At 59.4% G+C, this 21,123-nt stretch carries 19 protein-coding genes; 4 read left to right on the top strand and 15 right to left on the bottom strand.

What is annotated here, in order from left to right:
- Window positions 1-380 precede the first annotated feature (380 nt).
- Window positions 381-1,070 (top strand): energy-coupling factor ABC transporter permease, encoded by a 690-nt coding sequence (locus AF70_RS28850; protein WP_028940362.1) that lies wholly within the window; start codon window positions 381-383, stop codon window positions 1,068-1,070.
- Window positions 1,071-1,133: 63 nt separating this feature from the next.
- Entirely contained in the window at window positions 1,134-1,349 is a 216-nt protein-coding gene (locus tag AF70_RS28845; RefSeq protein ID WP_028940361.1) for a hypothetical protein, read from the top strand.
- Window positions 1,350-1,358: 9 nt separating this feature from the next.
- Here AF70_RS28845 and yacG read toward each other — a convergent pair whose 3' ends face one another.
- From yacG to pilB, 5 genes are read right to left on the bottom strand one after another with little or no spacing between them, the layout of a single operon-like run.
- The gene (gene yacG / locus AF70_RS28840) at window positions 1,359-1,559 is read right to left on the bottom strand and encodes a DNA gyrase inhibitor YacG (protein WP_007938961.1); all 201 of its coding nucleotides are present in this window, start codon (window positions 1,557-1,559) and stop codon (window positions 1,359-1,361) included.
- On the bottom strand, window positions 1,556-2,179 hold the full coding sequence (gene coaE, locus AF70_RS28835; protein ID WP_026286732.1) for a dephospho-CoA kinase: 624 nt from the start codon (window positions 2,177-2,179) through the stop codon (window positions 1,556-1,558). The genes yacG and coaE overlap by 4 nt, the downstream gene beginning before the upstream one ends.
- A complete protein-coding gene (locus AF70_RS28830) occupies window positions 2,176-3,048 on the bottom strand; it encodes an A24 family peptidase (RefSeq protein ID WP_019582873.1) in 873 nt (290 codons plus the stop codon). The genes coaE and AF70_RS28830 overlap by 4 nt, the downstream gene beginning before the upstream one ends.
- Window position 3,049: 1 nt before the next feature.
- Entirely contained in the window at window positions 3,050-4,267 is a 1,218-nt protein-coding gene (locus tag AF70_RS28825) for a type II secretion system F family protein (protein ID WP_019582872.1), read from the bottom strand.
- A 2-nt stretch (window positions 4,268-4,269) separates the two neighbouring features.
- The gene (pilB, locus tag AF70_RS28820) at window positions 4,270-5,970 is read right to left on the bottom strand and encodes a type IV-A pilus assembly ATPase PilB (protein WP_019582871.1); all 1,701 of its coding nucleotides are present in this window, start codon (window positions 5,968-5,970) and stop codon (window positions 4,270-4,272) included.
- A 226-nt stretch (window positions 5,971-6,196) separates the two neighbouring features.
- On the opposite strand from pilB, the gene AF70_RS28815 reads away from it, so the two are divergent.
- Complete coding sequence (locus AF70_RS28815; RefSeq protein WP_019582870.1) at window positions 6,197-6,616, top strand: pilin; 420 nt, start codon at window positions 6,197-6,199, stop codon at window positions 6,614-6,616.
- Window positions 6,617-6,939: 323 nt separating this feature from the next.
- Window positions 6,940-7,296: a BON domain-containing protein gene (locus AF70_RS28810; protein WP_028940360.1), complete on the top strand. Its 357-nt coding sequence runs from the start codon at window positions 6,940-6,942 to the stop codon at window positions 7,294-7,296.
- Between the two features lie 173 nt (window positions 7,297-7,469).
- Here the strand turns inward: AF70_RS28810 and AF70_RS28805 are convergent, their stop codons facing one another.
- The 10 genes from AF70_RS28805 to AF70_RS28760 all read right to left on the bottom strand — a co-directional run bounded on the left by AF70_RS28805 (window position 7,470) and on the right by AF70_RS28760 (window position 20,696).
- Window positions 7,470-7,766, bottom strand: a complete 297-nt coding sequence (locus AF70_RS28805; protein WP_019582868.1) for a DUF2845 domain-containing protein — start codon at window positions 7,764-7,766, stop codon at window positions 7,470-7,472.
- On the bottom strand, window positions 7,766-10,753 hold the full coding sequence (locus tag AF70_RS28800) for a DUF748 domain-containing protein (RefSeq protein ID WP_178119838.1): 2,988 nt from the start codon (window positions 10,751-10,753) through the stop codon (window positions 7,766-7,768). The genes AF70_RS28805 and AF70_RS28800 overlap by 1 nt, the downstream gene beginning before the upstream one ends.
- A gap of 61 nt (window positions 10,754-10,814) precedes the next feature.
- Window positions 10,815-11,831 (bottom strand): class I SAM-dependent rRNA methyltransferase, encoded by a 1,017-nt coding sequence (locus AF70_RS28795; protein ID WP_019582866.1) that lies wholly within the window; start codon window positions 11,829-11,831, stop codon window positions 10,815-10,817.
- 238 nt (window positions 11,832-12,069) lie between these two features.
- Complete coding sequence (gene acs, locus AF70_RS28790; protein WP_028940358.1) at window positions 12,070-14,007, bottom strand: acetate--CoA ligase; 1,938 nt, start codon at window positions 14,005-14,007, stop codon at window positions 12,070-12,072.
- 230 nt (window positions 14,008-14,237) lie between these two features.
- Window positions 14,238-15,902, bottom strand: a complete 1,665-nt coding sequence (gene pgi, locus AF70_RS28785) for a glucose-6-phosphate isomerase (protein ID WP_018930196.1) — start codon at window positions 15,900-15,902, stop codon at window positions 14,238-14,240.
- A gap of 228 nt (window positions 15,903-16,130) precedes the next feature.
- On the bottom strand, window positions 16,131-16,511 hold the full coding sequence (gene panD, locus AF70_RS28780) for an aspartate 1-decarboxylase (RefSeq protein WP_008153310.1): 381 nt from the start codon (window positions 16,509-16,511) through the stop codon (window positions 16,131-16,133).
- A gap of 259 nt (window positions 16,512-16,770) precedes the next feature.
- Window positions 16,771-17,631 (bottom strand): pantoate--beta-alanine ligase, encoded by an 861-nt coding sequence (gene panC, locus AF70_RS28775; protein WP_028940357.1) that lies wholly within the window; start codon window positions 17,629-17,631, stop codon window positions 16,771-16,773.
- Window positions 17,628-18,428, bottom strand: coding sequence for a 3-methyl-2-oxobutanoate hydroxymethyltransferase (gene panB / locus AF70_RS28770; RefSeq protein WP_019582863.1), 801 nt, complete (start codon window positions 18,426-18,428; stop codon window positions 17,628-17,630). The genes panC and panB overlap by 4 nt, the downstream gene beginning before the upstream one ends.
- Before the next feature lie 378 nt (window positions 18,429-18,806).
- Window positions 18,807-19,292 carry a 2-amino-4-hydroxy-6-hydroxymethyldihydropteridine diphosphokinase gene (folK, locus tag AF70_RS28765; protein WP_028940356.1) on the bottom strand — a complete coding sequence of 162 codons (486 nt, stop codon included), beginning with the start codon at window positions 19,290-19,292 and terminating at the stop codon, window positions 18,807-18,809.
- 3 nt (window positions 19,293-19,295) lie between these two features.
- Entirely contained in the window at window positions 19,296-20,696 is a 1,401-nt protein-coding gene (locus tag AF70_RS28760; protein ID WP_028940355.1) for a polynucleotide adenylyltransferase PcnB, read from the bottom strand.
- Window positions 20,697-21,123: the final 427 nt, after the last annotated feature.

The raw sequence follows: 21,123 nt of genomic DNA, 5'->3' as shown, positions 1-21,123 counted from the left end.
CCGCCCCTTTCCCAGAGGCCGAACGCAGGTATTGCGCAGGGGGCACCGCGGCAGGGATGCCGCGGTAGCCGCCCCCGGCCATGGATGGCCGATGGCGGCGGGCCCCCGGAGCAATGCCGGAGTGAGGGCATGCCGAGCCTAGGCGAGGCACCGAATGGAGGGGCAAAAGCGCTTTGGTTACTTTCGCGCTTTTCGAAAGTGACTCGCTGTAAGAGCGAAACCATAAGCCGCCGTTACCGTAGTCATGGATATGTACGCAACCAAAGAGTCGCAACGGATATACCCCCCAATCGTAAAAACGCCCCTCCAGAGCAAAGTCGAAGGGCGGTGTAGACTGATGACCTGTTCTCTTCTGGTAAGACAAAGGAGTGTGCCCAGCCATGATCGGTGCCGAGTTACTGTCATCCCAAACCCTGACGGTGGGGTGGCTGATCTATATACCGGCACTGATCTGGGCAATTGCACGAGCGCCATGGGTCGAACTGTTCAGCGACAGCCGCCGCCAGCATCTGTTGTTCGGCACCGTGTTCGCGCTGTTTATGCTGTGGCTGGTGCGACGGGACTTCGATACCGGCGTGTCCTATCACTTCATCGGCATGACCGCTGTGACCTTACTGCTGGATTGGCCGTTGGCGATTGTCGGCGGGTTGGTCGCGCAGGTGGGCTTGGTGTTGCTGGGGCGTCAGGACCTGGCCGCTGTCGGCGTAAACGGAGCGCTGCTGATTCTGCTACCGGTGCTGGTCACCGAGTGCTGCGCCATCCTGGTGGAGCGCGCGCAGCCGCGTAATCCCTTTGTGTATATCTTCTGCTCCGGTTTTTTTGCCGCTGCGCTGTCGGCCTTGTTGTGCCTGATCCTGACGCTCACGCTGCTGTGGTACGACGAGCGATTCGTCATGCCGTACTGGCTGGAAGACTTTGTCGGTTACCTGTGGTTGCTGATTTTTCCAGAAGCGTTCATCAACGGCATGGTGGTCAGCGCGTTGGTGGTGTTCTGCCCCGAATGGCTGGAGACGTTCAATCGCACGCGCTATCTATCGGCGCCCTGGAAAGATGACGATCCCAAATCTTGATCCACATCAAATCCAAAAAACGTTGACGAATCCATGCTTCGGAAAACTTTCAGGAGCATCGAAATGAGTGTCTACGAGTGGGCCAGGCAGGAGTTGCGTCAGAGTCTGGATGTGGCGCAAGAGGTGGGCTTCGATCCGGGATTGAGCCTGCGCGCCTTGCTCAGTGCAGTGGTGCAGCAGAGCAAGGCAGCGCGCAATCTTGAAGACCTGGCCGATGAGTTGCGGTTTCTCGCCGAGAACCTCGACGAGGGCCAGGACTATGGCTTTATGCGGCCCTGATGGCCGGGATCAGTGACGTGGGTCGAAGTCGCCGCTGAACAACTCATCCTCGGCATCGGGGGGCACCGGAATCTTGTGCTCTTCCGATGCCCAGGCGCCCAGGTCGATCAGTTTGCAACGGTCCGAACAGAATGGCCGGAACTTGTTCTCGGGGCTCCATTCGACAGGGGCGCCACAGGTTGGGCAATCGACGGTCGGGGTTTGGCTCATGACTGGCCTCCACGCAAAGTAAGGTAAAAGTGATGCAGGCGTTCGACCTCGCTGTGCAGCCAGGCGAGGTCGCGGTCGTTGACCACCACATCGTCGGCATGGCTCAAGCGGTCCTGTCGGCTGGACTGAGCCTTGAGGATCGCCTGGACTTGCTGTTCGCTGGTCTGGTCACGCTGCAGGGTGCGTTCGATCTGTAACTGTTCCGGGGCATCGATCACCAGGACCCGTTGGGTCATGGCGTACTGCCCGGACTCGATCAGCAGCGGCGAAACCAGAATCGCATAAGGCGATTGTGCCTTGGCCAGATGATGGGCGATTTCCTCGGCGATCAACGGATGCAGTAGCGCTTCAAGCCAGCGGCGTTCTTCCGGCACCTCGAAGATCAGCTTGCGCAGGGCCGCACGATCCAGCTGGCCATCGGCTTGCAACACGCCGGGGCCAAAGTGCTCGGCGATTTTTGCCAGTGCCGGGCGACCGGGTTCGACCACCCAGCGAGCCGCATGATCGGCGTCCACCACGTGCACGCCGAGGTCGATGAAGTGCTGCGCGGCCGCACTTTTGCCGCTGCCGATGCCGCCGGTCAGGCCGAGAATCCAGGGTTTTTCCACAGGGGTATTCATTTCAAACCGACAAACTGCCAATAGAAGCCGGTTATTTGACCACCCCAGAGCAAGGCAATCCAGCCGGCAATGGCCAGATAGGGTCCAAAGGGTAGCGGCGTCGAGGTTTTCGCATCCCGCAGGCGCAGCAAAATCACCCCGAGAATGGCCCCTACCAGCGATGACAGCAGAATGGTCATGGGCAGGATCTGCCAGCCGCCCCAGGCGCCGAGCATCGCCAGGAGCTTGAAATCGCCGTAACCGATGCCGTCCTTGCCGGTGACCAGCTTGAACAGCCAGAACACCGTCCACAGCGCCATGTAGCCGGCCACCGCGCCCCAGAACGCGTCATGCAGTGATACGAAGAGCCCGAAGCTGTTGAGGACCAGTCCCAGCCACATCAACGGCATCACCAGTACGTCCGGCAACAGTTGATGTTCGGCATCGATCAGGCTCATCGCCAGCAAGCCCCAACTCAGGACCAGCACCATGCAGGCCTGCCAGCCGAAACCGAAATGCCAGGCAACGAACGCCGACAGCAGGCCGCAGGCCAGTTCGGTCAGCGGGTAACGTTTACTGATCGGCGCTGCACAGCTCGAGCATCGCCCACGTAAAAACAGATAACTGAGTATTGGAATGTTTTCCCACACTCGAATCCGATGGCCGCAGTGAGGACACTCGGAGTGGGGCAATATCAGGTTGTAGGTCGGGCCGGGGGCTTCGGCTGGCAAGTCCAGTACGTCATGGGCCTGCAGGCGCCATTCACGCTCGAGCATTTTCGGCAGGCGCCAGACCACCACGTTGAGAAAACTGCCGATCAGCAGGCCGATCAGCCCTGCGGTAATCACAAAGGCCAGCGGGTTGAGGCTCAGAAATTCGTTCAAGGACATATCAGACCGCTGAGCCGAGTTGGAAGATGGGCAGGTACATTGCAACTACCAGCCCGCCGACGATAACCCCCAGCACCACCATGATGAAGGGTTCCATCAGGCTGGTCAGGTTATCGACCATGTTGTCCACCTCGGCCTCGTAGAAACTCGCGACCTTGTCGAGCATGTCGTCCAGCGCGCCGGACTCTTCGCCAATGGCCGTCATCTGGATCGCCATGGTCGGAAAGATACCGGAGGTACGCATGGAAAAATTCAGCTGCATGCCGGTCGAAACGTCCTGCTTGATGCGCAACACCGCTCGCTTGAACACGATATTGCCGGTCGCGCCCGCTACTGACTCCAGGGCTTCGACCAGTGGTACGCCGGCGGCAAACGTCGTCGACAGGGTGCGGGCGTATCGGGCCACGGCGGACTTGTACATGAGCGCGCCAACCAATGGCAGTTTCAGCAGCCAGGTGTCCGTCCGGTCGCGAAAGCCCGGGGAATTCTTCAAGGCATGGCGCAGGCCGAAGATCCCCCCAGCCAGCACGCCGAGTATCATCCACCACCAGTCCTGCATGAACTCCGACAAGCCGATGACCATCACGGTGAACGCCGGCAGTTCGGCGCCGAACCCCGAGAATACCGACTGGAACTGCGGCACAACCTTGACCAGCAGAATGCCGGTCACAATGATTGCGACAAACACCACGGCCAGCGGGTAGGTCATGGCTTTCTTGATCTTGGCCTTGAGGCTTTCGCTCTTTTCCTTGTAGGTCGCCACCCGTTCCAGCAGGGTATCCAGGGCACCGGCCTGCTCGCCGGCGTCCACCAGGTTGCAGTACAGCTCGTCGAAATACTGGGGCTTTTTGCGCAGGGCCGCAGCGAAGCTGTTACCGGCCGCGACTTCCTGTTTCACCTCGTCCACCAGCTTGCGCATGTTCGGGTTATCGAAGCCTTCGCCGATGATCTCGAACGATTGCAGGAGCGGTACGCCGGCTTTCATCATGGTCGCCATCTGCCGGGTAAACAGGGCAATGTCCAAGGGTTTGATGCGCTTACCAGCACTGAAAATGGACGTGGACTTTTTCCGCACCTTGCCCGGGTTGATGCCCTGCTTGCGCAACTGGGCCTTGATCAGCGCGGGATTTTGACCGGTCAACTCGCCGGTCATTTTCGCACCTTTGCGATCCGTGCCTTCCCAGGCATACACGCTGATTTTCGCTGCTTTGACCGCCATATTCAGTCCTTCGTGACCCGATTGATTTCTTCAAGGCTGGTGATGCCTTGCATGGCCTTGAGCAAGCCCGACGTGCGCAGGTCGTTGAAGCCGTCCTTGCGCATCTGCAGGTCGATCTCCAGTGAATTGCCTTCGGCCATGATCAGCCGTTGCAGGTCAGGGGTGTTCTTTACCACTTCATAAATCCCCACTCGCCCTTTGTAGCCAGCGTTACATTGATTACAGCCGACCGGTTCATAGATCGTGAACGAGCCGATGCGTTCCTCGGGGAAGCCTTCCTTGAGCAGCGTCTCGCGGGGAATCTCGATGGGTTTCTTGCAATGGCTGCACAACTTGCGCGCCAGGCGCTGGGCAATGATCAGGCTGACCGAGGTCGCAATGTTGAAGCCCTGAATCCCCATGTTGTGCAGGCGGGTCAGGGTTTGCGCGGCGCTGTTGGTGTGCAGGGTTGAAAGCACCATGTGCCCGGTCTGTGCGGCTTTGATGGCAATTTCGGCAGTTTCGAGGTCGCGGATTTCGCCGACCATGATCACGTCCGGGTCCTGGCGCAGAAACGAGCGCAACGCCTGGGCGAAATCCATTCCTTGCCTGGGATTGACGTTGACCTGGTTGACGCCTTCCATGTTGATTTCCACCGGGTCTTCGGCAGTGGAGATGTTGATGTCGACGGTGTTGAGGATGTTCAGCCCGGTATAGAGCGACACGGTCTTGCCTGAACCGGTGGGCCCGGTCACCAGGATCATCCCCTGTGGTTGCTTGAGGGCGGCCATGTACAGGTCTTTCTGCTCGGGCTCGTAGCCGAGGGCATCGATGCCCATTTGCGCACTGGACGGATCGAGGATCCGGATCACCACTTTTTCGCCCCACAGGGTCGGCAGGGTGTTGACCCGGAAGTCGATGGACTTGCTCTTGGACAGGCGCATCTTGATCCGCCCGTCCTGGGGTTTGCGCCGCTCGGAGATGTCGAGACTGGCCATGACTTTGAGCCGGGAAGCAATGCGGTTGGCCAGTTGCGTTGGTGGCTTGGCGACTTCATGCAGGATGCCATCGGTGCGCATCCGCACGCGGTAGGATTTCTCGTAGGGTTCGAAATGCAGGTCGGAAGAACCGCTCTTGATCGCATCGAGCAACATCTTGTGGACGAAGCGCACCACGGGCGCATCATCGGTGTCCTGCCCGGCGATGGCGTCCTGTTTCTGGTCGTCGACCGACTCGATGTCCAGACCGTCGAGGTCGACATCGGCCATCTCTTCCAGGCCGGTGGCGTGGCTGTCGAAGAATTTTTCGATGGCGTCGCTGAGTTTGTCTTCTTCGACCAGGATGGCTTCGGTGTTCAGCCCGGTACTGAACTGGATGTCGTTGATGACCTGTTGATTGCTCGGATCGGAAACCCCCACGAACAGTTTGTTGCCGCGTCGCCAGAGGGGTAGGGCGTGGTGCTGGCGGATCAGTTTTTCGCTGACCAGCCCCTTGGGCTGGGTGTCTTTTTCCAGGCAGTTGAGGTCCAGCAGGGCCATGCCGAAATGCTCCGAAGCCACCTCGGCGACCTGCCAGCTTTTCAGCAGTTTGTTTTGCACCAGATAACTGACCAGTGAGACTCGATCGCGTTGGGCTTGCTGATAAGCCTGTTGCGCACTTTGATCAGTGATCAGCTCGGCCAGCACCAATTGCTTGGCCAGACCGCTAAGGGCAATGTCATTCATTGGGATTCCGGACGCAGGCGGTTAATGACTTATAGCCTAGTCAAGCAGTGGAACCAAACCAGCCGAGGTGAGGTGACAAAAAGTGTCAGAAACTGCGGATCCTGGGAGCAGGAAAGGTCTTTTTCGTGATCCCGAGCCCAGTCTGCAGGGGCGCATACGACTTGGCATGACCTGTGCTGTACCCTGTACAGATCATGAGATTTCGACTCATGCATGGAGCCTGTCTATGAAAAATCAAAATGGTTTTACCCTGATCGAGCTGCTGATCGTGGTGGCGATCATCGGGATTCTGGCGACGTTTGCGTTACCGCAGTATTCGAAGTACCAATCACGGGCGAAGGTCACCGCTGCGGTTGCAGAAATCTCGGCACTGAAGGTGCCTTTCGAAGACATTATTAATCAAGGCACCGATATTGCCGCCCCCGCCGGGATCGGCGCGACGACCCCCACGGGTAATTGCACGATTACAGCGACGGGTACCGCCTCTACCGGTGTGGGCAGTATTGGTTGCACGATTCTCAACGCACCGGGGCCGGTGCTCGGCAAAACCGTTACGCTTTCGCGTACCCTCGCCGGTGGCTGGACTTGCGCCACCACGGTTGCGCCGGAGTACAGTCCAAAAGGCTGCACCGCCAGCGGTACCTGATTCACTTTGCCAGGCATACCCAGTGCCCCGTTCTCACGACACGGGGCATTTTTTTGCTCGTCATTTGGGGGGGCGATCCGATAATCCAGAAAACCCCCGACAATTCATGCCCTTAGACCTGCGTTAAAACCCGCAACTTGCATGTAGATAATGTCGCACTCATGCATTTTGCATGATTTCGAAAATTGTCATTGCTATTAAGTTATTGATTTATATGTATTTATTTTTTATCGAGCAGTTGGCATAGCGTTCGCACTGTCTCTGGTAACCCTGCTGACAAGACGACACGCAGCAGATTTTCCAGAAGAACAGGAGTTACTCGTATGAAGAAGTTCGCTATTGCTGCCGCTACTGCCACCGCGCTGACTCTGACCATGGCCAACGCTGCATTTGCACAGACCGCGCAAACCACCCAGGCTCCCATGACGCTGGCCGCCGGTGAAGTGACCAAAGCCAAGGAAGCTACTTCCGATACCTGGATCACGACCAAAGTCAAAGCAGACCTGGTGACCGAAAAAGGCATTCCAGGCACTGATATCAAAGTCGAAACCAACAAAGGCGTAGTGTCACTGTCGTCCACAGTTGCGCTGACTGAAGCTCAGAAAACCACCGCCGTGGCCATCGCCAAGAAAATCAAAGGCGTCAAAGCGGTGTCCGCTGACGGCCTGAAAACCGAGTAAGGCAAGGCTTCTCGCCTGGACCGGGAGAAGATGCGGCAGGCGGGCCAAGTCATACGTCTGTCGCTTTTTGAGAGTTCATGCGAAAGGCCATATGGACGTGGCCGTTACAGGCCCCGACATTCGTGTCGGGGCCTGTTCTATTGGGAGCAACGTAAAAAACTGTGGGCGCGAGTTCAGTTACCGCGTTTGCTGGTGATTTGAACCAATCGGTTTCCTTCAAAGCGCAGGTACTGGTACATCCCGCTGTTGGGCCCGTAGGTCCATTCTTCGACCTGAAACTCTTCCCGTCGATTGGCGCTGCGCTTGTAGCCAAGCAGGTCGCGGGCGACGGGCTCTCCGCATTTTTGCAGCACTTCGCTGGACCTGTCCCCGACGCTGATCAATTGACTGCCGCAGCGCAGGGTATCGGCCGCCGCGGCTTGGCCGGCAGCCAATACCAGGGCCAGGCTCATAAGCCATTGCGCGCCCATCACTCGGCATCCAGATGCAAGGCCGTCACCACGCGGCCATCGCTTTCGGCCTCACCGAGGTTGGCGTCGATGAAGTACACGCGGTCATCGGCCAACTGCCCTTTGTCCACCAGGTAGTCCTTGATGCTGCTGGCCCGTTCTTGCCCCAGTTGGCGCAACAGCACCTCGCTGGAACTCCAGAAGTCGATCACGCTTTCACGCATTTTTTTGCTGCGTTCTTCCTTGCCCAGATCCTTCCATTCCGCGGGCGGCTGGATCTTGAGGCGTGTGCGGTAGATGCCTTCGAGCAGCGGGCCTTTCTCGCTGTCCGGCACTTCCAGCATGGAGGCTTGGGCCGGCACCTTGTCACCGCGGCGCTGGAGCATTTTGTAGTAGTTGTACTGGTATTCCCGTTCCAGGCGTTGCTCTGCGAGCAGCGGGCCGTCGCTGCTCTTGGCGGCAGTGCCTTCGATTTCCAGGCGCAGGGCCGGACGCTCCTTGAGCGCCTGGGACAGTTTGATCAGTGTCGCTTCGGCTTCCTTGCTCAAGTCACTCGAACCTGGTGCAAACGCCACGGTGCCCAGGTCCTCTGAACCACCGCCGCTGACCAGCCCACCAATCATTTTGAACGGCGCCGCGGCCGCCTTCACGATCAGATTGCGCAGGGTCTGCCAGATGATCGGCATGATGCTGAACTGTGGGTTGTTCAGGTCACCGCTCACCGGCAGTTCGATGGAAATCTTGCCGTCGACATCCTTGAGCAAGGCAATCGCCAGTTTCAGCGGCAGGCTTACTGCATCCGGACTGTCGACTTTTTCACCCAGTTGCAGCTGCTCGACCACCACTTTGTTTTCGGCCAGGAGCTGACCGTTGGTGATCTTGTAATGCAGATCCAGATTGAGCCGGCCCTTGCGGATGCGGTAACCGGCGAACTTGCCGGAATAGGGCGTCAGGGTCGTCAGTTCCACCCGTTTGAAACTGGTGGCGATGTCCAGGCTGGCCATCGGGTCGAACGGGTTGACCGAACCCTTGATGGTCACGGGGGCATAGCGGTCGACCTTGCCTTTGACGTCGACGTTGGCCGGTTTTACGTGGCGGCTGTCGATGGTGCCGATGTTGCCGTTCAGTTGTTGGACGGCGGTGGCGAAGTTCGGTGTCAGGCTGAAGTCGGCGAAGTTTGCCGAACCGTCATTGATGGCAATGCCGCCGATGTGGATGCCCAGCGGTTTTTCTTTTCCGGCTGCCGGTTTGGCCGCGGCGGTCTTGGCGCCGGAGTCGGCCGGTTGCGGGATCAGCAGGTCATCGATGTTGGTGGTGCGGTCATCGTTGATCATGAAGCGCGCATAGGGCTGGAACAGATTGACCTTGTCGATCGACAGGCTGTCGCCGTGCTGATAGTTCAGGCCTTCGAGCGCCAACTGTTGCCACTTGAGGAAGTCTCGGGTTTTCAGAGTGTCGAGGGTATGCAACTGGTCGATCTGGGCTTTGCCTGTGACGCTGAACGCCAGCGGCTCGGTGCTTTTCAAGTCGACCGCCAGATCACTGCCCAGCATGCCGCTACGCAGTTCGAGGCGAATGAACGGATTGATGTAGGACTGGGCGACGCGCAGGTCGATATCCCTGGTCTGCACGTTCAGTTTGGCGCTGATCGGGGCCAGATTGACCGTGCCGTCCGCCATGATCTTGCCTTGCTTGCCCACGCCCGTGTCGAGCTTGAGGTTGAAAGGGGAGCCATTGAGGCTGTCGAAATTCTGCAGGTCCAGGTTCAGTGGGCCAAGCTCCAGTGCCACGGCGGGTTGTGCCTTGCGGTCGGCCAGGTGCACTTGATAATTACGCAGTTGCACGTCTTTGAGCAGCACCTGCCAGGGCTTGCTCGGTGCAGTCGGCTCGGGCTTCGGTGAATCGGCTGCCGCGGGTGTGCTGGTGGGTTCGGCGTTGGCTTTGGCCGCCTGTTTGGACGGCTGGCTGGCGAACAGTTTTTGCCAATCGAGTTGCCCATCGGCTTCGAGGGCTGCCCAGGTTTCCAGTTTCTGGCTGCGGATCTTGCCGACCACCACTTGTTGCTTGGCCAGGTCCACGGTGGTGTCGCTGATGTCCAGACGTTCGAGCTTCGCCAGCGGTCGGCCGTCCGGCGCCTTGATGGCGAAAGGCGCAACGCTGACGGCGACGTTGTCCAGCAGCAGTTCGGTGCCTTTGTTCAGATTGAGTTTGTAGTCGGTGCTCAGGTTCAGGACGCCGTTTTCCAGGACCAGTGGCACAGCATCGCGCACGTAGGGCCAGAAGGATTTCATCTTGCCGTCGGTGATTTTCAGCTTACCTTCAGAGGCGATCGGGCTCAGGCTGAAATTGCCGGTCCAGTCGATCTGCCCGCCGGCCGGGCCGACCGCGACCAGGGTCATGTCGGCGTTGTCGTCGGGCAGGGTGCTGAGGTTCTTCAGCTCGAAATCCAGTTTGTCGTAGAGAAACTCGATGGGCTCGCTGGGCCGGGCATCTTCGAAATGCACGTAGCCGCCGGCCAGTTTGATCCGCTCCACGCGCAGCGGGAAGGGTTTGGCGTTTGGGTCGACCGGGGTCGGTTCACTGGCGGGGATTTTGAACAGCCCGAGAAGATTGAGCTGGCCGTCCTTGCCGAAGAGTATTTCGGTCTTGGGTTTGTCCAGTTCGATATCGGACAGGTGCAGCGCCTTGGTCCACAGGCTGTCGATCTGCAGGTTGGCGTACAGGCGTTCGAAGCCCACTTGTTCCTTGCCCGGCTCGCCGATGATCAGGCCCCAAAGGGTTACTTCAAGGCTGAACGGGTTGAGTTCGATCCGCGAAATCGTCGCGGGCGTCGTGGCGTAGTTGGCCAATTGCTGGTTGGCAACCCGCAACGCGATGCCCGGCAAAATCAGAAACCCCAGCAGGCTGTAAAGGGCCAGGGCTGTTAACAGGGCGCCGATAGCGCGGATCAATCCTTTGGGCATGTGTGGCTTCATCTGTCGGAATCGGAGTGCCTTGGAGTATGGCATGCGTTTGCGGTTCCGAAGCAATCACGCTTTATAGGATTTGTCTGATAACGGGTGTGGATTTTCAGAGCTGCAGGATCAGCGTTTTCAGCGGCGGTTGTTGATCCATCGACGGAAAGTCGCTGCCCGGTGTCAGCGCTGTCCACTCACGCACCGGGCGTCCGGCCTTCTCTGCGCAGCGCAGCACCTGTTCGCGCCAATCGTCCATGCTGACCTTCGCCAGGTTGTTGCAGCAGATCAGCACGCCATTGTCGGCAGTGGTCAGCAGTGCCGGTTTGAGCAGGCTCTGGTAGTCGCGCAACAGGTCGACCGTGCCGAAAGCACTCTTGGCCCAGGCCGGTGGATCGAGCAGCACCAGATCGTATTGACGCGGTTCCAGACGTTGATAACTCGGCAGCTTCTGGCCGCGACGCTGGCTGATCGGCAGGCCGGCCAATTGACGAATCGCCGGGAAGTAATCGGACTGGATGAACTCCATGGTCGGCAATTGCGGGTTGAGCAGACCGTTTTCGCGGCCGACCGCCAAGTTGCCTTCGGCAAAGTCCAGGTTGCACACCTCGCTGGCACCACCGGCCGCAGCGCAGAGACCGACGCCACAGGTGTAGGCAAACAGGTTCAGCACACTTTTGTTTTTGCTGTGTGCCTTGACCCAGCCGCGGGCGTTGCGCAGGTCGAGAAACAGCAACGGATCCTGGCCGGCATGGCGCCCGCGAACCCGATAATTCAGCCCCCATTCGTGGCCGATCAAGTCTTGCAGGGCGGCCTCGTCGGCGCGGTACACAGTGTCTTCGCGGTCGATGCGCGAGTTGCCGCGGGAGCGGTCGTTGTAGACCAGCAGGCTATCGAGGCCCAGCTGTTGATTGACGATTTCGTGCAATTGCAGCAGGGCGTCACGCTCCAGTGACTGATGAAAGCTTTGCACCAGCAGTTGCGGGCCATAGCGGTCGATGGTCAAGCCGCCGGCACCTTCCTGGCTGCCGTGGAACAGGCGATAGCAATCGGTGCCTTGCTGATGCAACTCGGCGAGCAGGTCCTGGCGACGATCAAGGGCGGCGCACAGCGCCTGATTCAAGGAAGACATGCTGGGCGCCTTGTTGGAGGGAATTGGGGGCGCGGGAGTTTAACAGCTCTGGGCTTTGAGTTTGGGTGGCAAATGCGAGGGATGTGGTGACTGTGCCGCCGTCTTCGCGAGCAAGCCCGCTCCCACAGTGGATTTAGGTGAGGCACAATTTTCGTGTTCACTGAAGATCACCTGTGGGAGCGGGCTTGCTTGCGCAACCCGCCGAATGGCTCGGCCAAACGGCGGGTGCGCGAGCGCTTTATGAGTTCAGGCGTTTGTCGATCAAGCCCTGCACCACGCTCGGGTCGGCGAGGGTCGAGGTGTCGCCGAGGCTGTCCAGTTCGTTGCAGGCGATCTTGCGCAGGATCCGTCGCATGATCTTGCCCGAACGGGTTTTCGGCAGGGCCGGGGCCCACTGGATCAAGTCCGGTTTGGCGAAGCTGCCGATTTCCTGGCTGACATGGGCCAGCAGTTCTTTCTTCAGATCGTCGTTGGGGTCGATGCCGTTCATGGGGGTGACGAAGGCGTAGATGCCCTGGCCTTTGATGTCATGGGGGTAACCGACCACGGCGGCCTCGGCAATGCTGTCGTGCAGCACCAGCGCGCTCTCCACTTCGGCGGTGCCGATGCGGTGCCCGGAGACGTTGATCACGTCGTCGATGCGCCCGGTGATCCAGTAGTCGCCATCCTCATCTCGGCGTGCGCCATCGCCGGTGAAGTAGTAGCCGGGGTAGGGCTTGAAGTAGGTTTCGACCATCCGTTTCGGATCACCGTAGACGCTGCGGATCTGCGCCGGCCAACTGGACTTGATGGCCAACACGCCACTGCCGGCGCCTTTGATTTCCTTGCCGTGTTCATCGAGCAATACCGGTTGCACGCCGAACATCGGTTGGGTGGCGCAACCGGGTTTGACCCGTTGGGTACTGACCAGTGGGCTGAGCATGATGCCGCCGGTTTCGGTCTGCCACCAGGTATCGACAATTGGGCAGCGCTGCTCGCCGACCGTATTGAAGTACCACTCCCAGGCTTCCGGGTTTATCGGCTCGCCGACAGTGCCGAGTAATCGCAGGCTCTCGCGGGACGTTTCCTTCAACGGCCCGGGGCCTTCACGCATCAACGCGCGCAAGGCGGTCGGGGCGGTGTAGAAGATGTTCACGTGGTGCTTGTCGATCACCTGCCAGAAGCGCGAGGTGCTGGGGTAGCTTGGGACGCCTTCGAAGATCAGCGTAGTCGCCCCATTGGCCAGCGGCCCATAGACGATGTAGCTGTGGCCGGTGACCCAGCCGACATCGGCGGTGCACCAGAAGACTTCACCGTCGCGATAGTCGAGCACGTACTTGAAGGTCATTGCCGCTTGCAGCAGGTAGCCGCCGGTGGTGTGCAGCACGCCTTTGGGTTTGCCGGTGCTGCCGGAGGTGTAGAGGATGAACAGCGGGTCCTCGGCGTCCATCGGCTCTGGCGGGCAATCGTCACCGACATCGCGCAGGGCCTGGTGATACCAGAGGTCGCGGTCTTCAACCCAATTCACCTGGTTTTGGGTGTGCTCGACCACGATCACGCTGCTGACGTGCGGGCAACTTTGCAGGGCCTTGTCGACGTTCTGTTTGAGCGGCACGAATTTACCGCCGCGCACGCCTTCATCGGCGGTGATTACGGTGCGGCAGTCGGCGTCGAGGATCCGGTCACGCAGTGAGTCCGGGGAGAATCCGCCGAACACTACTGAATGAATCGCGCCGATCCGCGCACAGGCGAGCATGGCGTAGGCGGCTTCGGGGATCATGGGCATGTAGATGCACACGCGGTCGCCTTTCTTCACGCCACGGCTTTTGAGCACGTTGGCCAGTCGACAGACGTTGTGATGGAGTTTTTTGTAGGTGATCTGGATGGATTCGGCGGGGTCATCGCCTTCCCAGATGATCGCGGTTTGATCGCCACGCTTTTCCAGATGACGATCGATGCAGTTGTAACTGACGTTTAACTTTCCGCCGGCAAACCAGCTTGCGTCACCGGTTTTCAGGTCGTACCGCTGAACGGTCTGCCACGGCGTGCTCCAGTCGAGGAACCGTGTGGCCTGTTCGGCCCAGAAGGTGCTGGGGTGTTCAATGGATTCACGGTACAGGCGCTTATAGTCGTCCTGACTCAACTGTGCAGCCCGGCGGACGGCATCGGCTTTGGGGAACGTGCTGATATCGAACATGACGGTTCCTTATTCTTGTTTTGCGACAAGAGGGGAGCTGCGCGACCCTCGTAGGAGCTGCCGAAGGCTGCGATCTTTTGATCTTGTTTTTTACAACCAGGATCAAAAGATCGCAGCCTTCGGCCGCTCCTACAGTGATAGCGCACGCCACCGATTTTGCAGTAAACCCGGTGCCGTGGAACTGTCGGTGCTGCAAGTTGAAGGGGCGGGTAAACCGCCCCTTCAGCCTATCACCCGCGGTGACGACCGCGGAAGTAGTTGATCAGGCCTTGGGTGGAAGCATCGTCGGCCGGGGTTTCTTCGCTGCCGACCAGGCGGTTGTAGACGCCTTTGCCCAGCTCTTTACCCAACTCCACACCCCACTGGTCGAAGGCATTGATGCCCCAGACCACGCTTTGCACGAAGACTTTGTGTTCGTACAACGCCACCAGTGCGCCAAGACGCCGCGGGCTGATACGTTCGAGCACCAGGGTGTTGCTCGGACGGTTGCCCGGGATCACCTTGTGTGCGGCCAGTTTTTGCACTTCATCCTCGGCCATACCCTTGTCACGCAGTTCGGCTTCAGCCTCGGTGCGGGTCTTGCCGAGCATCAATGCCTGGCTTTGCGACAGGCAGTTGGCGTACAGCCACTGGTGGTGGTCGGACACCGGGTTGAAACTGACGATCGGCACGATGAAGTCGGCCGGGATCAGTTGGGTGCCCTGGTGCAGCAACTGGTGGTAAGCATGCTGACCGTTGCAGCCAACGCCACCCCAGATTACCGGGCCGGTATCGGTTGACACAGGCGTGCCGTCCTGGCGCACGCTCTTGCCGTTGGATTCCATGTCCAGCTGTTGCAAGTGCTTGGTGATGTTGCGCAGGTAGTGGTCGTACGGCAGGATCGCGTGGCTCTGCGCGCCCCAGAAGTTGCCATACCAGACGCCGAGCAACGCCAGCAGTACCGGCATGTTCTGTTCGAATGGCGCGCTCTGGAAATGCTGGTCCATTGTGTAGGCACCGGACAGCAGTTCCTTGAAGTTCGACATGCCGATGGCCAGGGCAATCGGCAAACCGATGGCCGACCACAGCGAGTAACGGCCGCCGACCCAGTCCCACATCGGGAAGATGTTCTCTTCACGAATACCGAACGCCACGGCCGCCGCGTTGTTGCTGGAGACGGCGATGAAGTGACGGTACAGCTCAGCTTCCGAACCGCCCTGAGCGAGGTACCAGGCGCGGGCGGCCTGGGCGTTTTTCAGGGTTTCGAGGGTGTTGAAGGATTTCGACGAGACGATGAACAGCGTGGTCTCGGCGCGCAGCTTCATGGTCAGTTCGTGGAATTCACTGCCGTCGATGTTCGCCAGGTAATGGCAACGCACGCCTTTCTGGGCGTAGGACAGCAGCGCTTCGGACACCAGCTCGGGGCCGAGGAACGAGCCACCGATGCCAATGTTCACAACGTCGGTGATCGGCTTCTCGGTGTAACCGCGCCACAGACCGTCGTGGATACGGCCCACGAGATCGGTGATCTGGTTCAGCACTTTGTGCACGTCGGGCATCACGTTGACGCCGTTGACCGACAGCTTGTCGCCCACCGGACGGCGCAGTGCGGTGTGCAGGGCCGGGCGTCCTTCGGAAGCGTTGACGATTTCGCCCGAGAACAGCGCTTTGATCGCGCCCTTGAGGTCGACTTCGTTGGCCAGGCCCACCAGCAGATTGCGGGTCTCGGCGTTGATCAGGTTCTTCGAGTAGTCGAGAAACAGGCCGCAGCTGCTGAGGGTGAATTGATTAAAACGCTGCGGATCGGCATTAAAGGCTTCGCGCATGCTGAAATCCTGCATGGCTTGGCGGTGGTCATTCAGCGCTTGCCAAGCGGGCAGAGCGGTAACGTCGTGAGGAGTGCGGTAATACGCCATCGCTGCGGTTTTCCTTTTACTTGAACGGCCTTTTGAACACTAAAAATCCCGGAGCGCTGTGGGTGGGCGTCCGGTCAACTGCGTCGACACGATTTCTGGCGCAGGGCGAATACAGTAAACCTCGCGCTGCAATCTGTCTTGACTTTGTCTGACCTGCTCCCGGTACTTTTTTAACATTTAACCAGGAGCGGTCCGACAAACGGAAAGCTGGCAGGGGGGGCGGTTCGGTCAGGCGACCTGAACTGGAATGGCATTGCTGGTGTGGCTCAGTTCGTTACCCGGCGCCATGTAGAGCATGCGCGGCTTGAAGTTGAGCAGTTCGGCTTCGCTGTAGTGAGCGTAAGCGCAGATGATCACGCGGTCGCCGACCTTGGCCTTGTGGGCCGCGGCACCGTTGACCGAGATCATGCGCGAACCTTCTTCGCCACGAATCGCGTAGGTGGTGAAGCGTTCGCCGTTGTCGATGTTGTAGATCTGGATCTGTTCGTACTCTCGGATGCCGGATAAGTCCAGCCATTCACCGTCGATGGCGCAAGAGCCTTCGTAATCGAGTACAGCATGGGTGACTTCGGCGCGATGCAGCTTGGCCTTGAGCATGATGGCGTGCATGAGTGTTTCCCCGGGTCGGAATCGAACGGGGGGCAGTTTGCCCGAAGGCTTTGTGGGCGGCAATACAGTCTGGAAACGACGCAGATCTAATGTGGGAGCGGGCCTGTGGCGAGGGGGCTTGTCGGAACGCCGCACCGCCCCGTTGGGCTGCGAAGCAGCCCCAAAATCTCTGATGTACCAAAGATCTTGTGAGTGCTATGCACTCAAACGGGGGCAAGCCCCCTCGCCACAGGTTCGCTCCCACAGGGTTTTGCAGTGTTTATGCGGGGGTGTCGAGGTTCAGATGCAGGTTGTCGATCAACCGCGTCGTGCCGAGGAACGCTGCCACCAGAATCACCAGATCCCGATCTTGCGCTGTCGCCGGACGCAAGGTCAGCGCATGGCGAATTTCCAGGTAATCCGGACGCAGGCCAGCGGCGTCCAGTTGCTTGATCTGCTCGTTGATCAGCGTCGGGTAATCGCGCTCGCCCTGTTTGATCGCGTCGCTGATCCGGGTCAGGGTGCGATAGACCTCTGGTGCGATGGCCCGCTGTTCTTCGCTGAGGAAACCATTGCGTGACGACAACGCCAGACCGTCGGCGGCCCGTACGGTCGGTTCGCCGATGATCTGGATCGGCATATTCAGGTCGTGCACCAGGGCGCGAATCACCGCCAGTTGCTGGAAGTCTTTCTGGCCAAAGATCGCCAGGTCCGGCTGGACCATGTTGAACAGTTTGCTGACTACCGTCGCGACGCCTTCGAAATGCCCCGGACGGCTGGCGCCGCACAGGCCTTCAGACAGTTGCGGAACGCTGACGCGGGTCTGGCCGGCCATGCCGTCGGGGTACATTTCTTCGACGGTCGGGGCAAACAGCAGATGGCAACCGGCCTGGAGCAGTTTTTCCTGATCGGCAGCCAGGGTTCTCGGGTATTTGTCGAGGTCTTCGCCGGCGCCGAATTGCAGCGGGTTGACGAAAATGCTCGCGACCACGAAATCCACCCGTTGGGTGGCTTTGGTAATCAGCGCGATATGCCCGCTGTGCAGGTTGCCCATGGTCGGCACAAAGCCGATGCGCTTGCCTTCGCTACGGGCGCGGGCCACCGCGGCCCGCAGTTCGCGTACGGTTTTTACGGTGTTCATGCAGAGAATCCGTGTTCGAGGCCAGGGAAAGTCGCCGCTTTGACTTCAGTGACGTAAGCGCTCAAGGCTGCTTGAATGCTGGTTTGGTCGGCCATGAAGTTCTTCACGAACTTTGGCACGCGGCCGGTCATGGACAAGCCCAGCATGTCGTGCAGAACCAGGACCTGACCGTCGGTGCCACTGCCGGCGCCGATGCCAATCACCGGGATCTTCACCGCCTGGCTGATTTCTTCGGCCAACTCGCTCGGCACGCATTCGAGCAGCAGCATGGCCGCGCCGGCCTGTTCCAGGGAAATCGCGTCGGCACGCATCTGCCGCGCCTGGTTCTCGTTGCGGCCCTGGACTTTATAGCCGCCGAGGATGTTGACCGATTGCGGTGTCAGCCCCATGTGCGCGCACACCGGGATGCCGCGTTCGGCCAGCAGACGGATCGAGTCCGCGAGCCACAATGCCCCTTCAACCTTGACCATGTGCGCACCGGCCTGCATCAACAGGGCGCTGTTGGTCATGGTTTGATCGAGGGTGGCGTAGGCCATGAAGGGTAGGTCGGCGAGGATCAGGGCATCGGTGTTGCCGCGTTTGACGGCTGCCACGTGGTAGGCCATTTCTGCAGTGGTCACCGGCAGGGTGCTGTCGTGACCTTGCAAGACCATGCCGAGGGAGTCGCCCACCAGCAGCACTTCAACCCCGGCCTCATTGCAGGCGTGGGCGAAGGTCGCGTCATAGCAGGTCAGCATGGTGATCTTTTCACCTGTCTGCTTGAGGCTCTGGAGCGTGGTCAGGGTGATGGCTGGCATGAAAAAAATCCTCATTACAGGCGCTATGAAAACTACTGCGAGTAACGCGCGTGATTCGTCATTTATACAGGCGCACCCTCTTTCGTGGTGCTTGTAAGGCCTGGACTGCGCCCTTTAGCGCCGCGTTGGCGGCAGCGGGACGCCTATAGTCGTGAGGAGAACCCGGGAAGTCAATTGCATGTGTTACCGCATTGTTACGTGTGGGGTGTTACCGACGTTACTGATGCGATTCAGCAGGTATTTGTGAGGCGAGATCTGGCACCGGCCACAAAACCAATGTGGGAGCGGGCTTGCTCGCGAAAGCGGAGTGTCAGTCAACATCAATGTCGAATGATAAGCCGTCTTCGCGAGCAAGCCCGCTCCCACAAGGGATTAGCGTTAAATCGGCGGGAGGCGTTCCAGGCCGACGAACGGGCAGGCGGCGAGTAATTCTGCGAGGGTGCGGCCGTCAGCCAGGCGCAAGTCCGCTGGTGCCAGTTCGGCCAGCGGATAGAGCACAAAGGCTCGTTCCTGCAGGTGATAGTGAGGGACTTTGAGGCGCGGTTCGTCGATCAGTCGATCGCCGAACAACACGATGTCCAGATCCAGCGTGCGCGGGCCCCAGCGTTCAAGGCGCTGGCGGCCTTGTCCGTTCTCGATGGCTTGCAGGGCATCGAGCAGCTCCAGCGGCGCGAGGCTGCTGTCGAGGACCGCCACCGCGTTGGTATAACGCGGTTGGCCGGGCAGCAGCGAGTCGCTTTGATAAAACCCGGAAACCCCGACCAGTTCGGTCTGCGGCAATCGCGCCAAGGCCTCGACAGCGCTGCGCAACTGTTCGGCAGGGTCAGCCAGATTGCTGCCCATGCCGATGTAGATGCGTTCCATAGCCTATTCGCCTGTCGTGCTCGAAGCGCCGGCAGCGCGTTTGCGTTTGGCACCGCCACTGCGGCGACGTTTGCGCGGAGCACCGCTGCCGTCGTCCTTGCCGCTGAGTTCGCGGATCATGTCCCGACGTTCGCTGTCGTTGGCGTCCTGATAGTCGGTCCACCATTCGCCCAGGCCGTCCGTCTGTTCGCCAGCGCTTTCGCGCAGCAGCAGGAAGTCGTAACCGGCACGGAACCGCGGGTTGTCCAGCAACAGGTCGGCCCGCTTGCCGCTGCGGCGCGGCAGGCGCTCTTGCATGTCCCAGATCTCGCGGATCGGCATGGTGAAGCGTTTCGGAATCGCAATACGCTGGCACTGTTCGGCAATCAACTCGTGCGCTGCTTCCTGCATCGCCGGAATCGGCGGCATGCCACGTTCTTGCAGGCGCAACACGCGGGCCGGCAGGGCAGGCCAGAGCAGGGCGGCGAACAGGAACGCCGGGGTAACCGGTTTGTTCTGCTTGATCCGCAAGTCCGTGTTGATCAGTGCTTCACTGATCAACGTGTGGGTGTACGTCGGGTTGTATTCCAGCGCCTCGGCACTGGCCGGGAACAGCGGATCGAACAGCTGCAGGTCGACCAGCATCTCGAAGGTGTCCGCGGCGTGGCCGGAGAGGAACAGCTTGAGCACTTCTTCGAACAGACGAGCTGATGGAATCTCGCGCAGCATCGGTGCCAGATCGCGGATCGGCACGGCGCTGTGCTTCTCGATACCGAAATTCAGCTTGGCGGCGAAACGCACGGCCCGCAGCATCCGCACCGGGTCTTCCTGGTAGCGCTGCTTCGGATCGCCGATCAGGCGGATCAAGTGATTGCGGATGTCGTGTACGCCATTGGCGTAGTCGAGAATGCGTTCGCTGACAGGATCGTAATACAGGGCGTTGATGGTGAAGTCGCGGCGTTGCGCGTCTTCTTCCAGCGTGCCGTAGACGTTATCGCGCAAGATGCGCCCGCTTTCGTTACGGGAAGACTGGTTGCTGTCTTCTTCCTCGTCATTTTGCGGGTGATTGGCGCGGAAGGTCGCGACTTCAATGATTTCGCGGCCAAAGTGGATATGCACCAGTTTGAAGCGACGACCGATGATCCGCGCGTTGCGGAATTCGGCCCGTACCTGTTCAGGGGTGGCACTGGTGGCGACGTCGAAATCTTTCGGCGTGATGCCGAGCAGCATGTCACGCACACAGCCGCCGACCAGGTAAGCCTGGTAACCGGCGTTCTGCAAGCGTTCGACGATGTTGACCGCGTAACGGCTGAATTGCGCCTTTTGCAGCGAATGTTGGCCGCTATTGAGCACTTCAGGCGTGCTGCGGATGTGTTGCGTACGACGCAGGGGAGAACGGAATGACTGGAACAGCTTCTTCAGCATGGGATGCACTGTTTGAAGGAATGTTCGGCCATAACGAAGAATGACCGCATGATGGGCCGGGATTCTAGCATTTAGTCGGGGGATGGTGTAGGAAGCTGCGCAAGCGCTTGAAGGGAGATGTCTTGAGGGGCGGTTTTTGTAGTAGTGAGAATGCCAAACGCCAGAAACCACAAGGGGAGCCGAAGCTCCCCCAGAAGTAGTTGCGTGCTCTATTTTTATTATTGGTTTCGGGCTTCTTGTTTTTGTTGAGCGCCCTCGCCATGAAGTTTTCCTTCATGACCCTCCCAATCGGGAGCCAAGAGCAAACGGATTGCTTTGGTCGCTGTGTTGCTATGATCGTGTGATCCAACCAGTTCAGGCACTGTCTCGGGACAGTTTTTTATTATTCTCGGCCTGGTTGCGGGGCAAGCCCCAAATGCAACGCCTC

Origin of the sequence: Pseudomonas sp. KD5 (assembly GCF_012932895.1) — a bacterium.
Taxonomy (GTDB): Bacteria; Pseudomonadota; Gammaproteobacteria; order Pseudomonadales; family Pseudomonadaceae; genus Aquipseudomonas.
The sequence above is the reverse complement of the archived record's forward strand: the minus strand, read 5'-3'. Positions and strand labels throughout refer to the sequence as shown.